The organism is Arcticibacter tournemirensis (genome assembly GCF_006716645.1).
GTDB classification, from domain to species: Bacteria; Bacteroidota; Bacteroidia; order Sphingobacteriales; family Sphingobacteriaceae; genus Arcticibacter; species Arcticibacter tournemirensis.
This window is the reverse complement of sequence record NZ_VFPL01000001.1, coordinates 3084435-3101069: the sequence shown is the minus strand read 5'-3', so window position 1 is coordinate 3101069 and position 16635 is coordinate 3084435. Positions and strand designations below refer to the sequence as shown.

General features: G+C 42.3%; 19 protein-coding genes. 8 read left to right on the top strand and 11 right to left on the bottom strand.

Features of this window, described 5'->3' with window-relative positions; translation table 11 throughout:
• Positions 1–8: 8 nt before the first annotated feature.
• From queD to BDE36_RS13090, 3 genes are all read right to left on the bottom strand, one after another.
• Positions 9–365, bottom strand: a complete 357-nt coding sequence (gene queD / locus BDE36_RS13100; protein WP_141815237.1) for a 6-carboxytetrahydropterin synthase QueD — start codon at positions 363–365, stop codon at positions 9–11.
• Positions 366–486: 121 nt separating this feature from the next.
• Positions 487–1602 carry an alanine dehydrogenase gene (gene ald / locus BDE36_RS13095; RefSeq protein WP_141815236.1) on the bottom strand — a complete coding sequence of 372 codons (1116 nt, stop codon included), beginning with the start codon at positions 1600–1602 and terminating at the stop codon, positions 487–489.
• Positions 1603–1793: 191 nt separating this feature from the next.
• Complete coding sequence (locus BDE36_RS13090; RefSeq protein WP_141815235.1) at positions 1794–2261, bottom strand: hypothetical protein; 468 nt, start codon at positions 2259–2261, stop codon at positions 1794–1796.
• A gap of 430 nt (positions 2262–2691) precedes the next feature.
• Here BDE36_RS13090 and BDE36_RS13085 point away from each other — a divergent pair, with 430 nt between their 5' ends.
• A complete protein-coding gene (locus BDE36_RS13085; RefSeq protein ID WP_235904285.1) occupies positions 2692–4563 on the top strand; it encodes a phosphoenolpyruvate carboxykinase (GTP) in 1872 nt (623 codons plus the stop codon).
• Between the two features lie 82 nt (positions 4564–4645).
• Here BDE36_RS13085 and BDE36_RS13080 read toward each other — a convergent pair whose 3' ends face one another.
• Entirely contained in the window at positions 4646–5272 is a 627-nt protein-coding gene (locus tag BDE36_RS13080) for a DUF4136 domain-containing protein (protein ID WP_141815234.1), read from the bottom strand.
• A gap of 169 nt (positions 5273–5441) precedes the next feature.
• Here BDE36_RS13080 and BDE36_RS13075 point away from each other — a divergent pair, with 169 nt between their 5' ends.
• From BDE36_RS13075 to porN, 3 genes are read left to right on the top strand one after another with little or no spacing between them, the layout of a single operon-like run.
• Complete coding sequence (locus BDE36_RS13075; RefSeq protein WP_141815233.1) at positions 5442–6161, top strand: outer membrane beta-barrel protein; 720 nt, start codon at positions 5442–5444, stop codon at positions 6159–6161.
• 20 nt (positions 6162–6181) lie between these two features.
• Complete coding sequence (gene porK / locus BDE36_RS13070) at positions 6182–7417, top strand: T9SS ring complex lipoprotein PorK/GldK (protein WP_141815232.1); 1236 nt, start codon at positions 6182–6184, stop codon at positions 7415–7417.
• Positions 7418–7448: 31 nt separating this feature from the next.
• A complete protein-coding gene (gene porN, locus BDE36_RS13065; protein ID WP_128768995.1) occupies positions 7449–8354 on the top strand; it encodes a type IX secretion system ring subunit PorN/GldN in 906 nt (301 codons plus the stop codon).
• A 163-nt stretch (positions 8355–8517) separates the two neighbouring features.
• Here porN and BDE36_RS13060 read toward each other — a convergent pair whose 3' ends face one another.
• From BDE36_RS13060 to BDE36_RS13050, 3 genes are all read right to left on the bottom strand, one after another.
• The gene (locus BDE36_RS13060) at positions 8518–10179 is read right to left on the bottom strand and encodes a M56 family metallopeptidase (protein WP_141815231.1); all 1662 of its coding nucleotides are present in this window, start codon (positions 10177–10179) and stop codon (positions 8518–8520) included.
• Between the two features lie 6 nt (positions 10180–10185).
• Positions 10186–10563, bottom strand: a complete 378-nt coding sequence (locus BDE36_RS13055) for a BlaI/MecI/CopY family transcriptional regulator (protein ID WP_128768993.1) — start codon at positions 10561–10563, stop codon at positions 10186–10188.
• Positions 10564–10789: 226 nt separating this feature from the next.
• Positions 10790–11014: a hypothetical protein gene (locus BDE36_RS13050; RefSeq protein WP_141815230.1), complete on the bottom strand. Its 225-nt coding sequence runs from the start codon at positions 11012–11014 to the stop codon at positions 10790–10792.
• A gap of 95 nt (positions 11015–11109) precedes the next feature.
• Between BDE36_RS13050 and BDE36_RS13045 the strand changes: the two genes are divergently transcribed.
• Both BDE36_RS13045 and BDE36_RS13040 read left to right on the top strand, forming a co-directional pair.
• Positions 11110–11823, top strand: a complete 714-nt coding sequence (locus tag BDE36_RS13045) for an EcsC family protein (protein ID WP_141815229.1) — start codon at positions 11110–11112, stop codon at positions 11821–11823.
• A gap of 289 nt (positions 11824–12112) precedes the next feature.
• Positions 12113–13315 (top strand): DUF763 domain-containing protein, encoded by a 1203-nt coding sequence (locus BDE36_RS13040; protein ID WP_141815228.1) that lies wholly within the window; start codon positions 12113–12115, stop codon positions 13313–13315.
• Between the two features lie 2 nt (positions 13316–13317).
• Here BDE36_RS13040 and prmC read toward each other — a convergent pair whose 3' ends face one another.
• Positions 13318–14187 carry a peptide chain release factor N(5)-glutamine methyltransferase gene (prmC, locus tag BDE36_RS13035; RefSeq protein ID WP_141815227.1) on the bottom strand — a complete coding sequence of 290 codons (870 nt, stop codon included), beginning with the start codon at positions 14185–14187 and terminating at the stop codon, positions 13318–13320.
• Between the two features lie 262 nt (positions 14188–14449).
• On the opposite strand from prmC, the gene ribD reads away from it, so the two are divergent.
• Complete coding sequence (ribD, locus tag BDE36_RS13030; RefSeq protein ID WP_141816580.1) at positions 14450–15499, top strand: bifunctional diaminohydroxyphosphoribosylaminopyrimidine deaminase/5-amino-6-(5-phosphoribosylamino)uracil reductase RibD; 1050 nt, start codon at positions 14450–14452, stop codon at positions 15497–15499.
• 70 nt (positions 15500–15569) lie between these two features.
• Here the strand turns inward: ribD and BDE36_RS13025 are convergent, their stop codons facing one another.
• Genes BDE36_RS13025 through BDE36_RS13020 form a run of 3 tightly spaced genes read right to left on the bottom strand, consistent with a single transcriptional unit; the run spans position 15570 to position 16205 of the window.
• Entirely contained in the window at positions 15570–15872 is a 303-nt protein-coding gene (locus BDE36_RS13025) for a helix-turn-helix domain-containing protein (RefSeq protein WP_128768988.1), read from the bottom strand.
• The gene (locus tag BDE36_RS24185) at positions 15856–15957 is read right to left on the bottom strand and encodes a type II toxin-antitoxin system RelE/ParE family toxin (protein WP_235904289.1); all 102 of its coding nucleotides are present in this window, start codon (positions 15955–15957) and stop codon (positions 15856–15858) included. The genes BDE36_RS13025 and BDE36_RS24185 overlap by 17 nt, the downstream gene beginning before the upstream one ends.
• Before the next feature lie 2 nt (positions 15958–15959).
• Positions 15960–16205 carry a type II toxin-antitoxin system RelE/ParE family toxin gene (locus BDE36_RS13020; protein ID WP_235904286.1) on the bottom strand — a complete coding sequence of 82 codons (246 nt, stop codon included), beginning with the start codon at positions 16203–16205 and terminating at the stop codon, positions 15960–15962.
• Positions 16206–16344: 139 nt separating this feature from the next.
• Here BDE36_RS13020 and BDE36_RS13015 point away from each other — a divergent pair, with 139 nt between their 5' ends.
• Positions 16345–16635 carry a flagellar biosynthesis anti-sigma factor FlgM gene (locus BDE36_RS13015; protein ID WP_141815226.1) on the top strand — a complete coding sequence of 97 codons (291 nt, stop codon included), beginning with the start codon at positions 16345–16347 and terminating at the stop codon, positions 16633–16635.

Here is a 16635-nt window from a genome sequence, read left to right as displayed (position 1 = left end):
AAGAAAGATTAGGCTCCCTCGTATACTACCCCGGATGTAGGGGTCTCATTTAATTCTATACGGCTTAGTAATGGAAGCTCAGGTTTGATCTTATTCCACAGCCATACCGAAAGCAGTTCGCTGGTGGGATTCTCAAGCCCTGGAATATCATTTAAAAGCTTGTGATCTATAGAAGATACAACAGGATCAACAATCTTTTTAATTTCATTAAAATCTATAAGCCATCCCTGCACCGGATCAAGATCACCTTCAAAGAAAACCGTAAGCTTATAAGTGTGTCCATGTAAGTCCCCGCATTTATGGCCCTTGGGTACCTTTGGCAAAAAATGAGCGGAATCAAAAAAGAATTGTTTGTAAATAATCATATTCAACTGCAAAATTGACAAAAAAGATTCCTTATCAAAATGATGATAGTCATTTAACAATAAAAAAACACCCGGCGACAGCCGGGTGCTACATCAATAATATTTAAAATACCCATTAAGCCTAGGCAAGCAGCTTTTTCACATTCTCAAAACCCAGGGCATGAGAATCAGCTACAGCTTTATAAGTTACATAGCCATCCAGCGTATTAACACCTTTAAGCAGCGCTTCGTTTTCGAGACAGGCCTTTTTAAAGCCTTTATTGGCTATCTGAACTGCATAAGGTACAGTTACATTTGTTAGTGCGATCGTCGAAGTCCTTGGAACAGCACCAGGCATGTTAGCAACAGCATAATGAACTACGCCATGTTTAATATATGTAGGGTTATCGTGTGTAGTAATTCTGTCGGTAGTTTCAAAGATACCACCCTGGTCAATCGCGATATCTACAAGGACAGAGCCCTGCTCCATTGACTGAACCATTTCTTCAGTAACCAATTTGGGAGCCTTTGCACCAGGTATTAATACAGCGCCAATCACCAGGTCCGACTCCTTAACGGCGAGTCCGATATTATAAGGATTAGACATAAGCGTTGTTACCTGGTAACCAAAAATATCATCCAGCTGACGAAGCCGATCAGGATTCAAGTCGATAATTGTAACATCAGCACCAAGGCCTACCGCAATTTTAGCGGCATTCGTGCCAGCGACTCCACCACCGATAATAGCGACTTTAGACCGCTTTACTCCGGGCACGCCCGCCAGTAAGACACCTTTCCCTCCCTGAGATTTCTCAAGGAACTGAGCGCCGATCTGGGCTGACATGCGACCAGCGACTTCGCTCATCGGCGTCAGCAAAGGAAGCGAACCATTACCTAGCTGTACGGTTTCATAAGCTATACCGACAACTTTATTATCGATAAGCGCTTTAGTTAGCTCAGGTTCAGGTGCAAGATGAAGATAGGTAAAAAGGATCAGGCCTTCTCTGAAATACTGATATTCAGAAGCAATGGGCTCTTTAACCTTCATAACCATATCCATTGACCACGCTTCTGCCGCCGTGTCAACAATTACAGCCCCTGCCTGCTGATATTCCTCATCAGTAAAGCCGGAGCCGATACCAGCGCCTTTTTGAATGAATACTTCGTGCCCGAAACGCACTAAATGAATGACACCGGCAGGCGTCATTGCTACGCGGTTTTCATTGTTCTTAATTTCTGCAGGGACTGCAATTCGCATAAATTTTAAATTTGAATGTACATATAATAATACTATTGCAAATAGTATCCGAAAAGTGATGCAAAGATAACATTATGCTAAATGATGTTGCAAGTAATACGGCTGTGTTTCTGCAATTTTCTTCAAAAAAAAGCATATTTCCGCAAGTTGCTTTCACCTCTCTCTATTGCTCCGATATAGGGGGACCTTATTTATAAAATGATACTGGTTTGGCTGGTACTCGCAGCCTCTGAATAATTTAATTCCAGAATCTCCCGCGGCGACCGGTAATCTGCCAAATCCAGCTCAGCTACTGTTTTGCAGTTACCCGGATGATCCGGCGCTATAAATACAGGCATGTCGAATCCAAGCCTCACGTAATATTGGGAAATAAAGCCAGAGGCCGGAAGACTATTTGCAGTAGCCATAATATCTTCTGTAAGCCGGCTTAAGGGATGAAGCAATAGTTTATACCTATAGAGAGCGGTTGCTTCATCATTTACCGGCATCCATAAAAGTCGCGAAACATAACTTATTAATATTGCATCTTCCTTCAGTCCTTTGAGTAGTCCGCACTGATGAGTTAATTCATTATTTAAGCCCCTGAGGTTCTCAATCCACACATGTTTGCCGATGTAGCGGGCAAAAATTTCCAGCGTTTCCTTTGTGCTTAGTTTCATAACGACAAAAATATTAATTTTCCCATTGTATTATACTAATAATTTTAGCAAAACGCAAATCCGAATATAATTGATTCGTTCTTAGAATTGGTTTATTTTTGCACCCTGAAACTAACCAAATGTTCTTTTTGCAAGGAAAGGCAACTTTTATTAAAGCCTTAATTAATACCTGTGAATAAAAATTCAATCTTTACAACAGGTCATGATCTTTCCCCGTCTTAAACATGATAAAATACATTTCAAATAATGACCACAGTCATATACGAAACCGAGTCTTATTGCTAACTATGTACCAAATTCCAAGGCATAAAAGAACGCACCGTAACAGTTAACAAACGTTACCAAATAGATTGCCGACATAGAATACAGAAGAGTTCTCCTGCCATGGGATTTAAATAATAAAGAGCCTATAACATATAAATCGAATAACATGAACGACGTATTATTTAAACCAACAAACATGAGCGATGCACTAAACGCACTCCAGCATGAAGACCTCAAAAGCTGGATCAAAGAAGTTATTGAATTGACAACTCCTGACGCAGTTTATCTGTGTGACGGTTCCAAGAGAGAATATGATGAGTTAGCAAATAAAATGGTTGAGAAAGGCACATTTATTAAGCTTGACGAAAAGAAATGGCCTAATAGCTATGCTTGCTTCTCTGATCCAAGTGATGTTGCACGTGTTGAAGATAAAACTTTTATCTGTAGCAGAACAAAAGAAGATGCTGGTCCTACTAATAACTGGACAGAGCCTAAAGAAATGAAGAAAACCCTTGAAGGCCTTATGAAAGGTTGTATGAAGGGTCGTACTCTTTATATCGTTCCTTTCTGCATGGGTCCTATCGGTTCTCCTATCTCTAAAATTGGTGTTGAATTATCTGACTCTGAATATGTAGTTCTTAACATGCATATCATGACCAGAGTTGGAACAAAAGTATTAGAGCAATTAGGTACTAAAGGCGAATTCGTTAAATGTCTTCACACTGTTGGCGCTCCTTTAGCTGACGGTCAGGAAGATGTAAAATGGCCTTGTAACCCAACTGTTAAATACATTGTACATTACCCTGAAGAAAGATCTATCGTTTCTTACGGATCAGGTTATGGTGGTAACGCATTATTAGGTAAGAAATGTCTTGCTCTTCGTATTGCCTCTGTAATGGGTAAAGAAGAAGGATGGCTGGCTGAACACATGCTTATCCTCGGTGTAGAAAGCCCTGAAAAGGAAAAAACCTACATCGCCGCTGCATTCCCAAGTGCTTGCGGTAAAACCAACTTTGCAATGCTTATTCCTCCAGCATCAATGAGTGACTGGAAGATCACTACAGTAGGTGATGATATTGCATGGATCAAACCAGGTCCTGATGGAAAACTTTACGCTATCAATCCTGAAAACGGTTACTTCGGCGTAGCTCCAGGTACCAACGAGCATACCAATCCTAACGCAATGAAGACTTTAGGCAGCAACGCTATCTTCACTAACGTAGGTGTTACTCCTGATGGTGATATCTGGTGGGAAGGCTTAACTGACAAGGCTCCTGAAAATATCACTAACTGGAAAGGTAAAAAACACGATCCTGCAAGCGGCGAACTGGTTGCACATCCAAACTCACGTTTTACCGCCCCTGCTTACCAATGTCCTTCTATCGACCCTAAATGGGAAGATCCACAGGGTGTTCCTGTAGAAGCATTCGTATTCGGTGGCCGTCGCGCAAGCACTGTGCCTTTGGTACACCAGGCATTCAACTGGAACTTCGGAGTGTACACTGCTTCAACTATCGGTTCTGAAATGACTGCTGCTGCATTTGGCGAAATCGGTAAAGTTCGTCGTGACCCATTTGCAATGCTTCCTTTCTGCGGATATCACATGGCTGATTACTTCAACCACTGGTTACAGTTTGGTCGCAGCCTTCCTAAGGCACCACGTATCTTCTGTGTAAACTGGTTCAGAAAAGACGAAAACGGAAAATTCCTGTGGCCAGGATACAGCGATAACATGCGTGCTCTAAAATGGATCGTTCAAAGGGTTACTGGTAAAACAAGTGCCGTTGAAAGTCCTATTGGTTACATGCCTCGTTACGAAGACATGGACTGGACTGGTCTTGACTTCTCCAGACAAGATTTCGAGAAGATCATGGAAGTTGACAGAGAAGCATGGAAGAAAGAAATTCAGAGCCATGACGAATTATTCCAAAGAATGTACGACAAGCTTCCTAAGGAATTCTTCTACATGAGAGAATTATTACTTTCAGCTCTATGGCGTTCTCCAGCTCACTGGGGTTTACAGCCAGATGAAGCATAATACTTATTAAGTATAAAAAAACCGTCTCAAATAGAGGCGGTTTTTTTTTGAGAGCGTATTTAGTCAAACTTCTTCTTTTTCGTTATTTTAAAATACCATCATTGGTCATCTTTTCTACAATAACTTTTGCATAATCATCAATAAAGCTGTTCAGACTTGATGGGTTGTAGGTTCTCGACTGAGCAGACCATATAAGCTGATCGGTTTTCGCATCAAATACGTTGGTCTCTAAATAATATACCTTATCTAAAGTATAGTATCCGGGGTCATAAAAGCGGCCGTAATACCCTCGGTAATACCCGCCGAAATTACCAGCCCAGCCCCAGGGCGCATAACCGCCACCCATGTAACGTTCCTGAGTCTTTTTATCAACCACTGCATTGGTCACAATCAAATCAGTATCATAATCCTTAATCTTCTTCAGAAATGCATCCTTGTCTTTATTATTCTTGCTTTCAATGTCCGGAGGGAACACATCCAGACTTCTTGAAACGGTAGCTCCCCTGACTGAAAAAACGGCCGCAAGCGCATTCTCCACTTTTTGTTTAGCCTGCAAATTGTTGGTCAACGCCGCAACAAGCACCTTTTTGTAAGTTAAAGTATCAGCCCCGCCCTTCTTCCATGATCCCACAATTTGCGTCGACGTTCCGCACGCGCTCAATACCATCCCTGTAAGAATTGAGAAAAATATTTTTTTTATTGCCTTCATATCTGTCTGATAAGTTATTAAACATGTTTTAGCATATAATTGTTTATTGCTTCAGACTCTTATATCATATTTTTTAACATGTCCTCAAACTATTTGTTGCCACATCTGTTTAACGGTCGGGCAACGATAGGTGAAAAAGTTGTTGACTTACTTTACTTTTTATCTATTTATGAATAAAATCTATAAGATAAATGTACGTGGCAAAAAAGTTATTTGCTCTGTATTAATCCTTTGTGCGGGCTGTTTTACAAGCTTAAAGGCACAATTCTCTTCTCCATTCAGTGTCGGACTTGGTTTCGGGGGAACCAATCTTCACGGTGATTTTAAAAACGAACCCGTTGGATATGCCGGAAGTGCAAACTTTGATTTCCATCTCAGTCCCTTCTTCTCAGCGGGAATAAACTTGCAGGCTGGAAATTTAAAAGGGGAAGCAAATTTCGGAAGTTTTAAAAATGATTTCATGGCCGGCAATTTCAATATAAAGATTCGTGCAGGCCAGTTTTACGCCGCAAAGAAAAATTACGGGCTCTATTCTCTCAAAAAGCAAGGACTGGCGGGTTATCTCGCCTATGCTTATGCAGGTGTCGGTATTGGTCTGATAAGAAGCGATGTTAACGCAAAAATTAATGAGGGAAATACCCGCCAGCTTTTTGATGACGCTTATGGCACCTATGATAAAACAGCAACAGTCATTCCGTTAAATGTCGGAATCGACATTCCGTTCAAACAGTCAATGACCGGGCCAACGTGGTCCGTAAACATTAATTATCAGTTAAATGTATCAACCGCAGACCGCCTGGATGGCTTTGCTCCAATGTACAGTGAGCATAAAGATTTCTATTCATACTGGTCTGTAGGGATTCAAAAGGCCCTTTTTGTTAAAAAGTAGTTTATTTCATTTCTTATAATATGTTGAAATTATCTGTATCATATACCATTTTTCTAGGCTTCGTCGTCGTGTTATTTATGTCGGCCTTTAACCAGAAAAACGCACGTACCTCCTTCCCTCAATATGGCGGGAAGAATCTGCCAGCTCCTCCGGGAATGGCTTATATACCTTCTGGAACTATTTTATATAAAACCGGGACTGATACACTCTCGGAAGGAAAAAATGTCAGCTTAAGTGCATTCTTTATAGACAAGACCGAAGTATCCAATAAGCAATACCGCCAGTTTGTAAACTGGGTAGCTGATTCAATTGCCGTAACAAACTACCTGAAGGATGATTCTTATTTTAAAACAGTGAAGGAGGGTTCCGGCGCTACCGCAGTAACACGTAAGTTAATAGACTGGGATAAGGTTAAAAAGAGCTCCCCTTTTGATATCCCGTCAGTACAGGATAAACTGGCTCCGATGTTTGTGATGCGGGGTGACCGTAAAATGTTAAATCCTGAGGTATTGAAATACCGTTTCACCTATTTAAGAGCTGGCGGATCTAATAACAATGAATATGTTACCGATACCGTTTCTGTAATGCCTGCTGAAGGTATTTGGTCAAAAGACTTTCCTAATGCTCAAATGGCTATGATGGACGAGAATTATTTTTATCATAGCTCCTTCGATAACCACCCCGTAGTGGGCGTTACCTGGAAACAGGCACGTGCTTACACCGATTGGCGCGGTAAAGAATTCTCTGCAAGCTTAAAGAAGAATTCATATCTCAAAGACTTTATATTCACCTTCAGCCTGCCTACGGAAGCGCAATGGCAATACGCCGCCGAGGGGAAAACAGATCCCGAAGACGCTAACAAAAATAAAGTAGCAGCCAACTTCAAGCAAGGTGAAGGCCTCTACTCCAAAGATGGCGCAACATTTACATTACCTGTAAAGTCGTATTCCGCTAACGCCTTCGGAATTTACAATATGGCCGGAAATGTTTCTGAATGGACACTGGACGCTTATAGCCCTTCTGCCATTGAGTTTGTTAACGACCTTAACCCTGTATTGCTCTATGATGCGACTGAAAATGATGGAGAAGTTCGCAGACGCAAAGTTGTAAGAGGAGGCTCATGGAAGGATCCTGGATTATTGCTGAACAGCTCTACCCGTAACTACGAAAATCAAGATATGCCGCATTCCTATATTGGTTTCAGGTGCGTAATGTCTGCCATCGAAATACCTTCATCAAAAATTAAAGCAAAATAATTGTTAAATGGAAATCTATTAAACTGAAACTATGAAAACTGTTGTTGTATTATCAATATTTCTTGCCGGGGCTTTTTCGTTGAAAGCGCAGGAAATGTTCCCTTCTGAAAGCACTTCGCCAGCTGTAGGTTCAGCAGAATCTAAAGATGCTGTGCTGGCTGATACCATTCCACAAACAGATGGCTTCTACAATGCCAATAAAGTACTCGAGAGTGCCATCCCGTTTAAGTATCCTGACGTAAACAAAAGCAATATCCGTTTTTACAAACGTGTGTGGAGAGATATCGACATTCATGATAAAACGAATTTCGCTCTTGCTATTCCAGGAAAAACCCTGATCGAAGCGATCATGAAAGATATAGCGGCGGGTAAGTTAACACCTTACGAGCCAACCGATGAAAGTTTCACCCACAAGCTTACAGCGCTTCAGGGGCAAGCCAGATTTCAGGATAGCGTACTGGTACCTATCTTCGACCAGGACGGGAACCAAATCGATTCAAAGATGATGCTAAACGAGTTCAATCCTGAGAAGATTTCTAAGTTCAGAATTAAAGAAGATATTTTCCTGGATAAACAACGGGGAAAGGTAGAAACACGTATTGTCGGCGTAGCTCCACTGATGGATATCACAACATCGGATTCAACAGCTCTGGCGGTGGGTTCTACACCCGCGTTCTGGTTATATTTCCCTCAACTGCGATATACTCTTGTAAAAATGGATGTATCCGACCCTGATCGTGACATGTTTGAAATGACAATGGATGATATTTTTGTACAGCGTAAATTTACAAGTAAGATCATACGCGAATCATCGGCCCTTGGTTCCGGCTCCTCTCAGGAAGAGCTCAACGCAGCCGAAGCAGAAGAAAAGATCCGCCAGTACAAAAAGAATCTTTGGAAGGTTCCTGAAGGAGTGAAAGTGGCTTCGGGAAAGTAATATCCTTTGCACTGCAAAAAAGGCGGCGGGATTAAAAATCAATCAGCCGCCTTTTTTTGTTGTTTAATACTATTGTTATATTAAAGGGCAATATCGCCTGGTGTTTATAGAGTGATGATTATCAGTGTATTTACACCTAAAACTTACGACTTATTACTTACTACTAATTACCCTTTTGTTTGTTCTTTTCCTCTTCAACCTTTCGTTCCATTTCTTTAGCATGGTCTACCAATTCCTGCATCTTCTGTTTCCATTCAGGTGAATTAAACTGTTTTTCCATGTCTGCGGCCTGCTTTTTCATCGTTTCCACCCGCGCCTTCCATTCAGGGCTTTCAAATTGCTTTCTGATCACTTCTCCCTGCTTTTTTATTTCATCCATCTGTTTTTTAAACTCTGGACTATTGTAGTTTTTTGCCGCAGTTTCCGCTTCTGCACTGATCTTAGCAATCTGCTGCTTCCATTCAGGGCTTTCAAATTTCTTCCTGATCTCCTCACTATGCTTCCTGATTTCGGCAATGTGTTTTTTAAACTCAGGACTGTTATAATATTTAAAGATATTCGTCTTTATAGAATCACTTAAAGGCATTACAGGCACCGCGGAAACCGGAGGAGCCGATGGAACGGATAGAATGGGGTGAACTGGAGGAGGAGGAGGAGGAGTTGACACGTCAGGATGAACTGGCGGAGCCTGAGGCAGCGTGTCAAGACTGACCGCCGATATTGCCAACGCAGGTGTTGCCAATGTACTCGCCAGTTTGAGTGCATTGGTTTTCGCCGGTAGCTGACCGGGTAAGCTTGTGTAACATAGCGTGTCAGTCCGTATATCTTCACATAGTTCCTTTACCTTTTCCGCTGGCTTTGTCCAGCCAATAAACAACACACCGACCATTAAGCCTGTCAGGGCAATTATTTTAGGTATTCCTGTAGATTTTGATGTTTCCATATCTGTTAATCGTTTTATACGGTTTAATAATGAATCTCTTTTGGTACCGCCGGCCTGCATTATTAAGCTATAACCTGTACGCTCCTGTTCGAGTAAGAACAAAGCTTTTGCATAGGAAACCGATGACGAATTCCGCCCCAGCACCATGTCGTCACAACAATATTCACGCTCGCGTCTGATCTCTGCAGAAAGAGCCCACGTTACAGGATTAAAGAATAAAATCATGTCCATAACGCGCTGCAGCAGGTTCCACAAATAGTCGTTACGCCTAATATGCGCCAGTTCGTGTGTAAGGATTGCCTCAACCTGCTCAACACTAAGGTTGTTTAATGAAGCAAGAGGGAAAAAGATAACGGGCTTTATCCACCCCGTAGTAAAGGGCCCGGCAATACGCTCCCCAAAGTACAAAGTCACCTTCCGTTTTATATGTAAAACCTCCTGAAGAGACTCCATCCTGATCTGCCACAGTTGATTAATGTGGAGGCTTTTCTGATTCTTATACCATCGGATCTTCAATAGAGAGGCGATCAATATCGCCGTCTGCACCAGAATGCCCGCCAAATATAATAACCCTATTCCCGATGCATACTTATGGGCTACTGCCTTAATGCTGAAATCACCGTTGCTGACTTCGTTTGCTCCGATCACTGCGCCCGGGTATTCGGCCACTTGCTGCCCTGTAAGCGCAACCTCGACCATTCGTCCGGTAAATAGAAGAAAAATAACACATAAGGAAATATATAACAACCGGAACCGGAAAGCCGAATCCATCCAGGGAAGAAGGAATATGATTAATTTGGCTAACAAATAAATTATTAATCCCTGACCGAGGGATTCGTACATAGCCTCCGTTAAGCCGTGAAATAATTTAACAGTGTCCATACTATTCTATTTTTTATCCAGTTGATCCAAATATTTCTTTATCTGTTCGATCTCTTCCTTTGACGATTTCCGGTTACTTAAAGCCTGCATCACCAATTGGCTGGCCGATCCGTTAAATACCGTATCAATCACTTTATTAAGAATGCTGTTTCTTGTACGTTCGGGATTCATCAACGCTTTGTATATGTGAGTCCGCGAACTGGTATCGCGCTCTACCATCCCCTTCTCGTGCATAATTTGCATAAGCTTGAGTGTAGTAGTATAACCTACTTCCTCGCCACGCTCCTCCGAAAGTATTTCATTTACTTCCCTTACAGTACACTCCCTCTTCTGCCATAATATCTGCAGAATTTCTAACTCGCTATCCGTTGGTTTTATATTCATCTTAACTACGAATAATTTCGTATTACAATAGTACGAACTATTTCGTAATTAAGAAATATTTTTAACTTTTTTTAACAGAAGGCAGTAACCGTATACAAGAGAAGCGCTGGTCCCTGGGTGAAACTAAAGGCAAAACTTTACATTTATTACTTACAAAGTTTAGGTTCTCAATTATTAGCTTATTTTACAACGTATCACTTATACCCTACTACGTATAACTTACAACCTACAACTTATAACGCAGGATCTCGCCGCCTATCAGGTTCACTTCCTCGTCAACGTCAAACAGAGGAAGATCTGTCTCAGGATCTAGTTTAAGCCACTGTTCCCCCTCGTCTTTCTGGATCTTCATATACTCAATTCCCTCTTTAAAAATAGTATAAACACCGTCCTCTTCGGGAAATACAGAATATGTAATATGTCCTGATTCAATATCAAAAGGTTCTTCCATGACACAAAATTAACGATATTTTGGCGGAGGGCCGACATGAGGATCTCAAAAAACTTAAATACGCCAAATAAGTTCTTAGATTAGTATCCTATACTATGATGAATTACGAAGATCAGGCACGTGCCGAACTACAAGCATGGCAGCAGAAAATGCAGCAGGATCCGGGTCTTTTCGACAAGCTCTCAAAAAGGGCGCAGGACCGGATTAACCGGATGATTCCGGAAAAAGCCCATGCCGTGATTACCACTACCATCCAAAAAATGGTAGAGGCCGTTCTGTTTGGAGCAAAATATACGTCCGCCAGAATGCTTACAGACGTTCCCTTGCAGTTCAGAGAAAATCAGTTGCAGGAACGAATATCATTTTATCGTAATTCTGCCGTTGCTGAGGGCGCCGTAACGGGCGCTGGAGGCATTCTGCTCGGACTGGCCGACTTCCCGCTCCTGCTAGGATTAAAGCTAAAATTCCTGTTTGATGCCGCTTCCGTTTATGGTTTCGACGTCAAAGATTACAAAGAGCGGCTCTATATTCTCTACATCTTCCAATTAACCTTTTCCAGCCGGAAGAAGAGAAAAGAAACATATAAGCTCATTGAAAACTGGCACACATACGAGCAAGGCTTACCGGAAAAGCCTGAAGATTTCGACTGGCGCAGCTTTCAGCAGGAATACCGCGACTATATTGATCTGGCCAAAATGGCGCAGCTACTACCGGTAATCGGTGCCGCAGTAGGTGCTATTGCCAATTATAAACTCATGAATCAGTTAGGCGAAGCAGCAAAAAATGCTTACAGAATGAGATTATTATAAGGAAAAGTTTACCTTCAGCCTTGAAGTACATACTATACCTCAGGCTTTTTAGATACAATATTGGCACGTTAACTATGTGATAGATAATTATTTTTCTTTAATATATTCACACCACTACCCCGCCGAAACCGCAAATAGCGGCCTTTTTCATTGCGGCTGCATCAAACTTCGTAAACGCACCCATTTTCAAAGCAATGAAAGCAGCCGCGAGTTTCTTTTTTGGTATCTTTTTTCTTTGCGGTCAAAGAAAAAAGTACACTCACTTTATTTTTTACTAACTTTGTTAGCAATGAAACGATCGGGAAGTGCAGATCTGCCTTTACATTACGGCTACGTTCCTCAATGGCTGGCAGAACGAATGGCAAAGTTGGGCCTGGCTATTACAGAGGCTATTATCATCGAATACGGAAAGCAGGAAGTGTTACGACGGCTCAGTGATCCTTTCTGGTTTCAGAGTCTTGGAGCTGTAATGGGCATGGACTGGCATTCTTCGGGTATTACTACCTCTGTCATGGGAGCATTAAAACGTGCCGTAAATCCTCACTCCCGAGAACTGGGGATCTATATCTGCGGCGGGAAAGGAAAATATTCGCGTGAAGCGCCCCGCGAACTTCTTTCAGTGGGCGAACGTACAGGCATTGACGGCAGCTACCTGGTGCGTTGCAGTAAGTTAAGTGCAAAAGTAGATAACACCGCCATTCAGGATGGCTTTCAGTTATATATGCATAGCTTTATAGTAAGCGATGAAGGCCAGTGGACGGTTGTTCAGCAGGGAATGCAGACCGGAGGATCAACAGCAAGACGTTATCACTGGCATTCTTCGTCCCTCGCCTCTTTCGTGGACGAACCTCACACAGGTATTTGCGGAACAAATCAGGGAAGTATTTTAAACATGGTGGCCAGGGAGGCTTCCACCGCAAGAGATGGAGTAATGGCCTTAACTGTCGAGAACCCAAAACAGATGCTTGCCGAGGCGCAAAAACTGGTTATGCCTGCACATCACGACGTACGCTCAAAAGATGTAGATCTGAAACGGCTTGGAAGCATCCTCTGGCTGGCGCGCGACAAGAGGCCGTCGGATTTCGAAGAGCTCCTGCTGCTCGAAGGTGTAGGTCCCCGCACACTGCAGTCCCTTGCTCTGGTAAGCGAAGTAATTTACGGAACTCCATCCCGCTTTAAAGATCCTGCACGCTTTTCTTTTGCCCACGGCGGCAAAGATGGCCACCCATTTCCAGTGCCAATCAACGTTTACGATGAAACGATAAGCACATTGCAGACAGCGGTACACAAAGCAAAAATGGGCAATTCCGATAAACAACTGGCTCTTCGAAAACTAGGTGAGATTGCACAAAAGGCCGAAAAAGACTTTAAACCAAACAACAACTTCGAACAGCTGATCGAAAAAGAACGGAATGAATCCTGGCGCTATGGAGGCCGTACCGTTTTTGGCAAAGCTAAACCGCCTGTTGATCAGCAGTTAAAACTCTTCTGAGTTTATCGCCACGCTTTTATCATCCTGTCCTTCCCCCGTAAGTCTTTCTTCAATTCTGTTTTAAAGCCTTTCGCTTCCAGTAAAGCACATGTTTCAGCGCCAAAGTGCTCGTTGATTTCAAGAAAGATAGATCCTTCAGAATCAAGGTGCCTGAGACTGAAATCGGCGATATACCGGTAAAATATCAGTGGGTCTTCATCAGGCACAAACAAAGCGGTATGAGGCTCAAAATCAAGAACGTTCTTATGCATTCCTTTTTTCTCGGAACTGGTAACATAAGGGGGATTACTTGTAATGATGTTAAATCTAACAGGCTGAAGACTAAATGTACTATCCAAAATATCTCCCTGGATAAACCGAACCTCCGTTCCATTGAGAGCGGCATTCGCTGTTGCCGTTTCGAGAGCATCAGAGGAAATATCAAGTCCACATATTACAGCTTCAGGAAGATTTCGCTTCAGTGCAACAGGGATACAGCCGCTGCCGGTACCAATATCAAGAACAGAGAGCGCTTCCTCAGCTCTTTTAATCCGGTTTTTTTCTTTTACAAAAGTCAGCACCCAGTGTACAAGCTCCTCAGTCTCGGGCCGGGGTATAAGCACAGAAGAGTTTACTTTAAACCGCAGTCCGAAAAAGTCGGCTTCTTCCATCACATACTGAAGAGGCCTTCCCAAACGAAGTTCGTCAAGAATTCTTATAAGAGAGGTTTCCTGCACTAACGTAACAGAATCATTCTTATGAAGCAGATAATAGCTCTTGCTCACATTGCAAACATGTTCTACAGCAAGCGCTGCTATGCTTTTAGCCTCATCCTTCTCGTAAAAGGATGGTAGCTGATTTACATATATTGTTTCTATATCTCCAAATGTCATGTTTCCTGAAAAGTAAACGGTCTTTTGTTGTGTTCTTCTATTTTACAAACTAAGACTTGTTTGATATGCAAGTTTACATAAAGCTGCATATAAAACAAGTGGATCGGTCTTATCTTCCTTTGAAAAGCAGTTTTACTGATGAAATGTAGAGAATATCATTTTATCAGTTCAGCTTTTCTCTTTTTATGTAAACTTGCATATTCTTAGATCGAATCGCTAAAGCGTTTCTTAGTAGAAAATTAAAATATCCGAAATTGTTTTGATCACACCGGAAGAAAAATACATGCATCGTGCTGTTGAGCTGGCACGGCTGGGAGCGGGAAGAGTTAGTCCCAATCCCATGGTAGGTGCCGTTATTGTACATCATGATAAGATCATTGGTGAGGGCTTTCACCAGGAGTACGGCAAAGCACATGCAGAAGTAAATGCTGTCAATTCAGTATTTGCTGCCTTTGCGGATGCAGAAGCCAGGTTAAAAGAGTCGGTAATATACGTCACGCTGGAACCATGCTCGCATTATGGAAAGACACCACCATGTGCCCACCTGATTATCAGGCACGGGATCCCGAAAGTGGTGATAGGCAGTCCTGATCCCTTCGATCAGGTTAACGGAAAAGGCATTCAGCAACTAAGGAATGCCGGTATAACGGTTGAAGAAAACGTCCTCCGGAAAGAATGCGACTTTCTAAACCGCCGCTTTTTTACGAGGTTAAAAAAACAGCGGCCCTACATCATTTTGAAATGGGCTGAAACAGCCGATCACTTTTTCGCTCCTAATAATGGTTCGCAGCAATGGATAAGCTCCGCAGCCGCCCGTATCCTTACGCACCGCTGGCGTGCGGAAGAGGATGCCATACTGGTCGGAAAGAACACCGCCTTAATAGACAATCCGCAGCTCAACGTGAGGGAATGGCGTGGCCGCAACCCGAAAAGGATTGTCATAGACCGCCATCTCGCACTACCTCCGGGCCTCCATCTGTTCGACCAGAGTCAGCAAACCATCATTTTCAATTCAGTAAAGACCGAAACACACAACGCGGTAAAGTATCTGGAACTTGAAGATTTTGACCGTTACCTCCCCCAGATGATCGCCTATCAGCTTTACATTATGGACATTCAATCCATCATCGTCGAAGGCGGTGCAAAAACACTCGATCTCTTCATCAAGGCCAACCTCTGGGACGAAGCAAGGATCTTCACAGGTCCGCAATACTGGGGAGAAGGAATACCGGCCCCGCAAATCACAGGCAACGTAAAGGACGACCTGAGGGTCGGTCCCGACAGATTAAGAACTGTGTTCAGGGAATATTGAAGATCAAAAATTGTAGGTTACTTGTTGAGATTGCAAGCTTTTGCTCATGCAATAACGTCTAAATATGCATTTATAACTTAATAGAAAGTTCAAGACGACCACCTAATCCTTCTTCAATGATCTTTCTTAAAGTAGCCACCCTTACATCCTTTACGTCATTTTCAACTTTAGAGATATAGGCTTTGGTTGTACCGCATTTATCAGCCAATTGAGTTTGCGTCATCCCTTTGGCTTTCCGGGCTTCATAGATCAATACCCCTAATCTGAATTCCGAAAAGCCTTGTTCAAATTTATCTCTCTTCGGTGTTCCTTTCTGGCCGTACTCTTTATCTATAAAATCATCCAGCGTAATCAGATTATTGTTTTTCTTCATGGTATAACTCTTTTATTTTTAATGCCTTTTCTATTTCCTGCTTAGGTGTCTTTTGCGTCGTTTTTTGAAACCCATTTGCGAGTATAATTAATTGCCCCTCGTCAAAAAAACAAAATATTCTAAAATGTCACTCCCTGCTTGTACCCTTATTTCAAATAACCCCGCCGTCCCCTCCAGGTGTTTTAAATACGTTTCAGGTACAAACTGTACTTCCTCAATTAGTTTAAGCGTCCAGATGATCTTATCTTTAACCTTTTGTCGCTGTTTAGCAAAGAACTCGGGAAAATACTGCTTATAGATCGTTATGGTTCTATATTTTATGTCTCCACTCATAACTTATACAAAGATACATAAAGTCGCCCTTTAAGGCAACTTTTAATCTATTCTTTCAATTGCTCACAACATCTCTACTATTTGGCATGAAGCAAACTATCCCGGCTCCCGATTGTCTATTGATGAAAAGATATACTATATGCCATCATTCAGAACTCATTTTCCTGTTAAGAATGTCCGAACAGATGTAATTGTTACTCCGGTTGAAGATCATACTTTCACTATTGAGCTTGAGAGCACCGATGCCTTCGATGAAGACACAGATCCCAAACACGAGACGGTGTCGAGCAGGAATGCTCCCAACCTCATCGTTCAGAAGACTAAAACAAAAGGATGGGTCATTCTTCAACCGGGCACTTTCGATCTCAATAATGAAGAGGTACAGGCTCTTGGCCGCGCTATTGAAAATGGCAGCAGCAAGGCGCTGTAA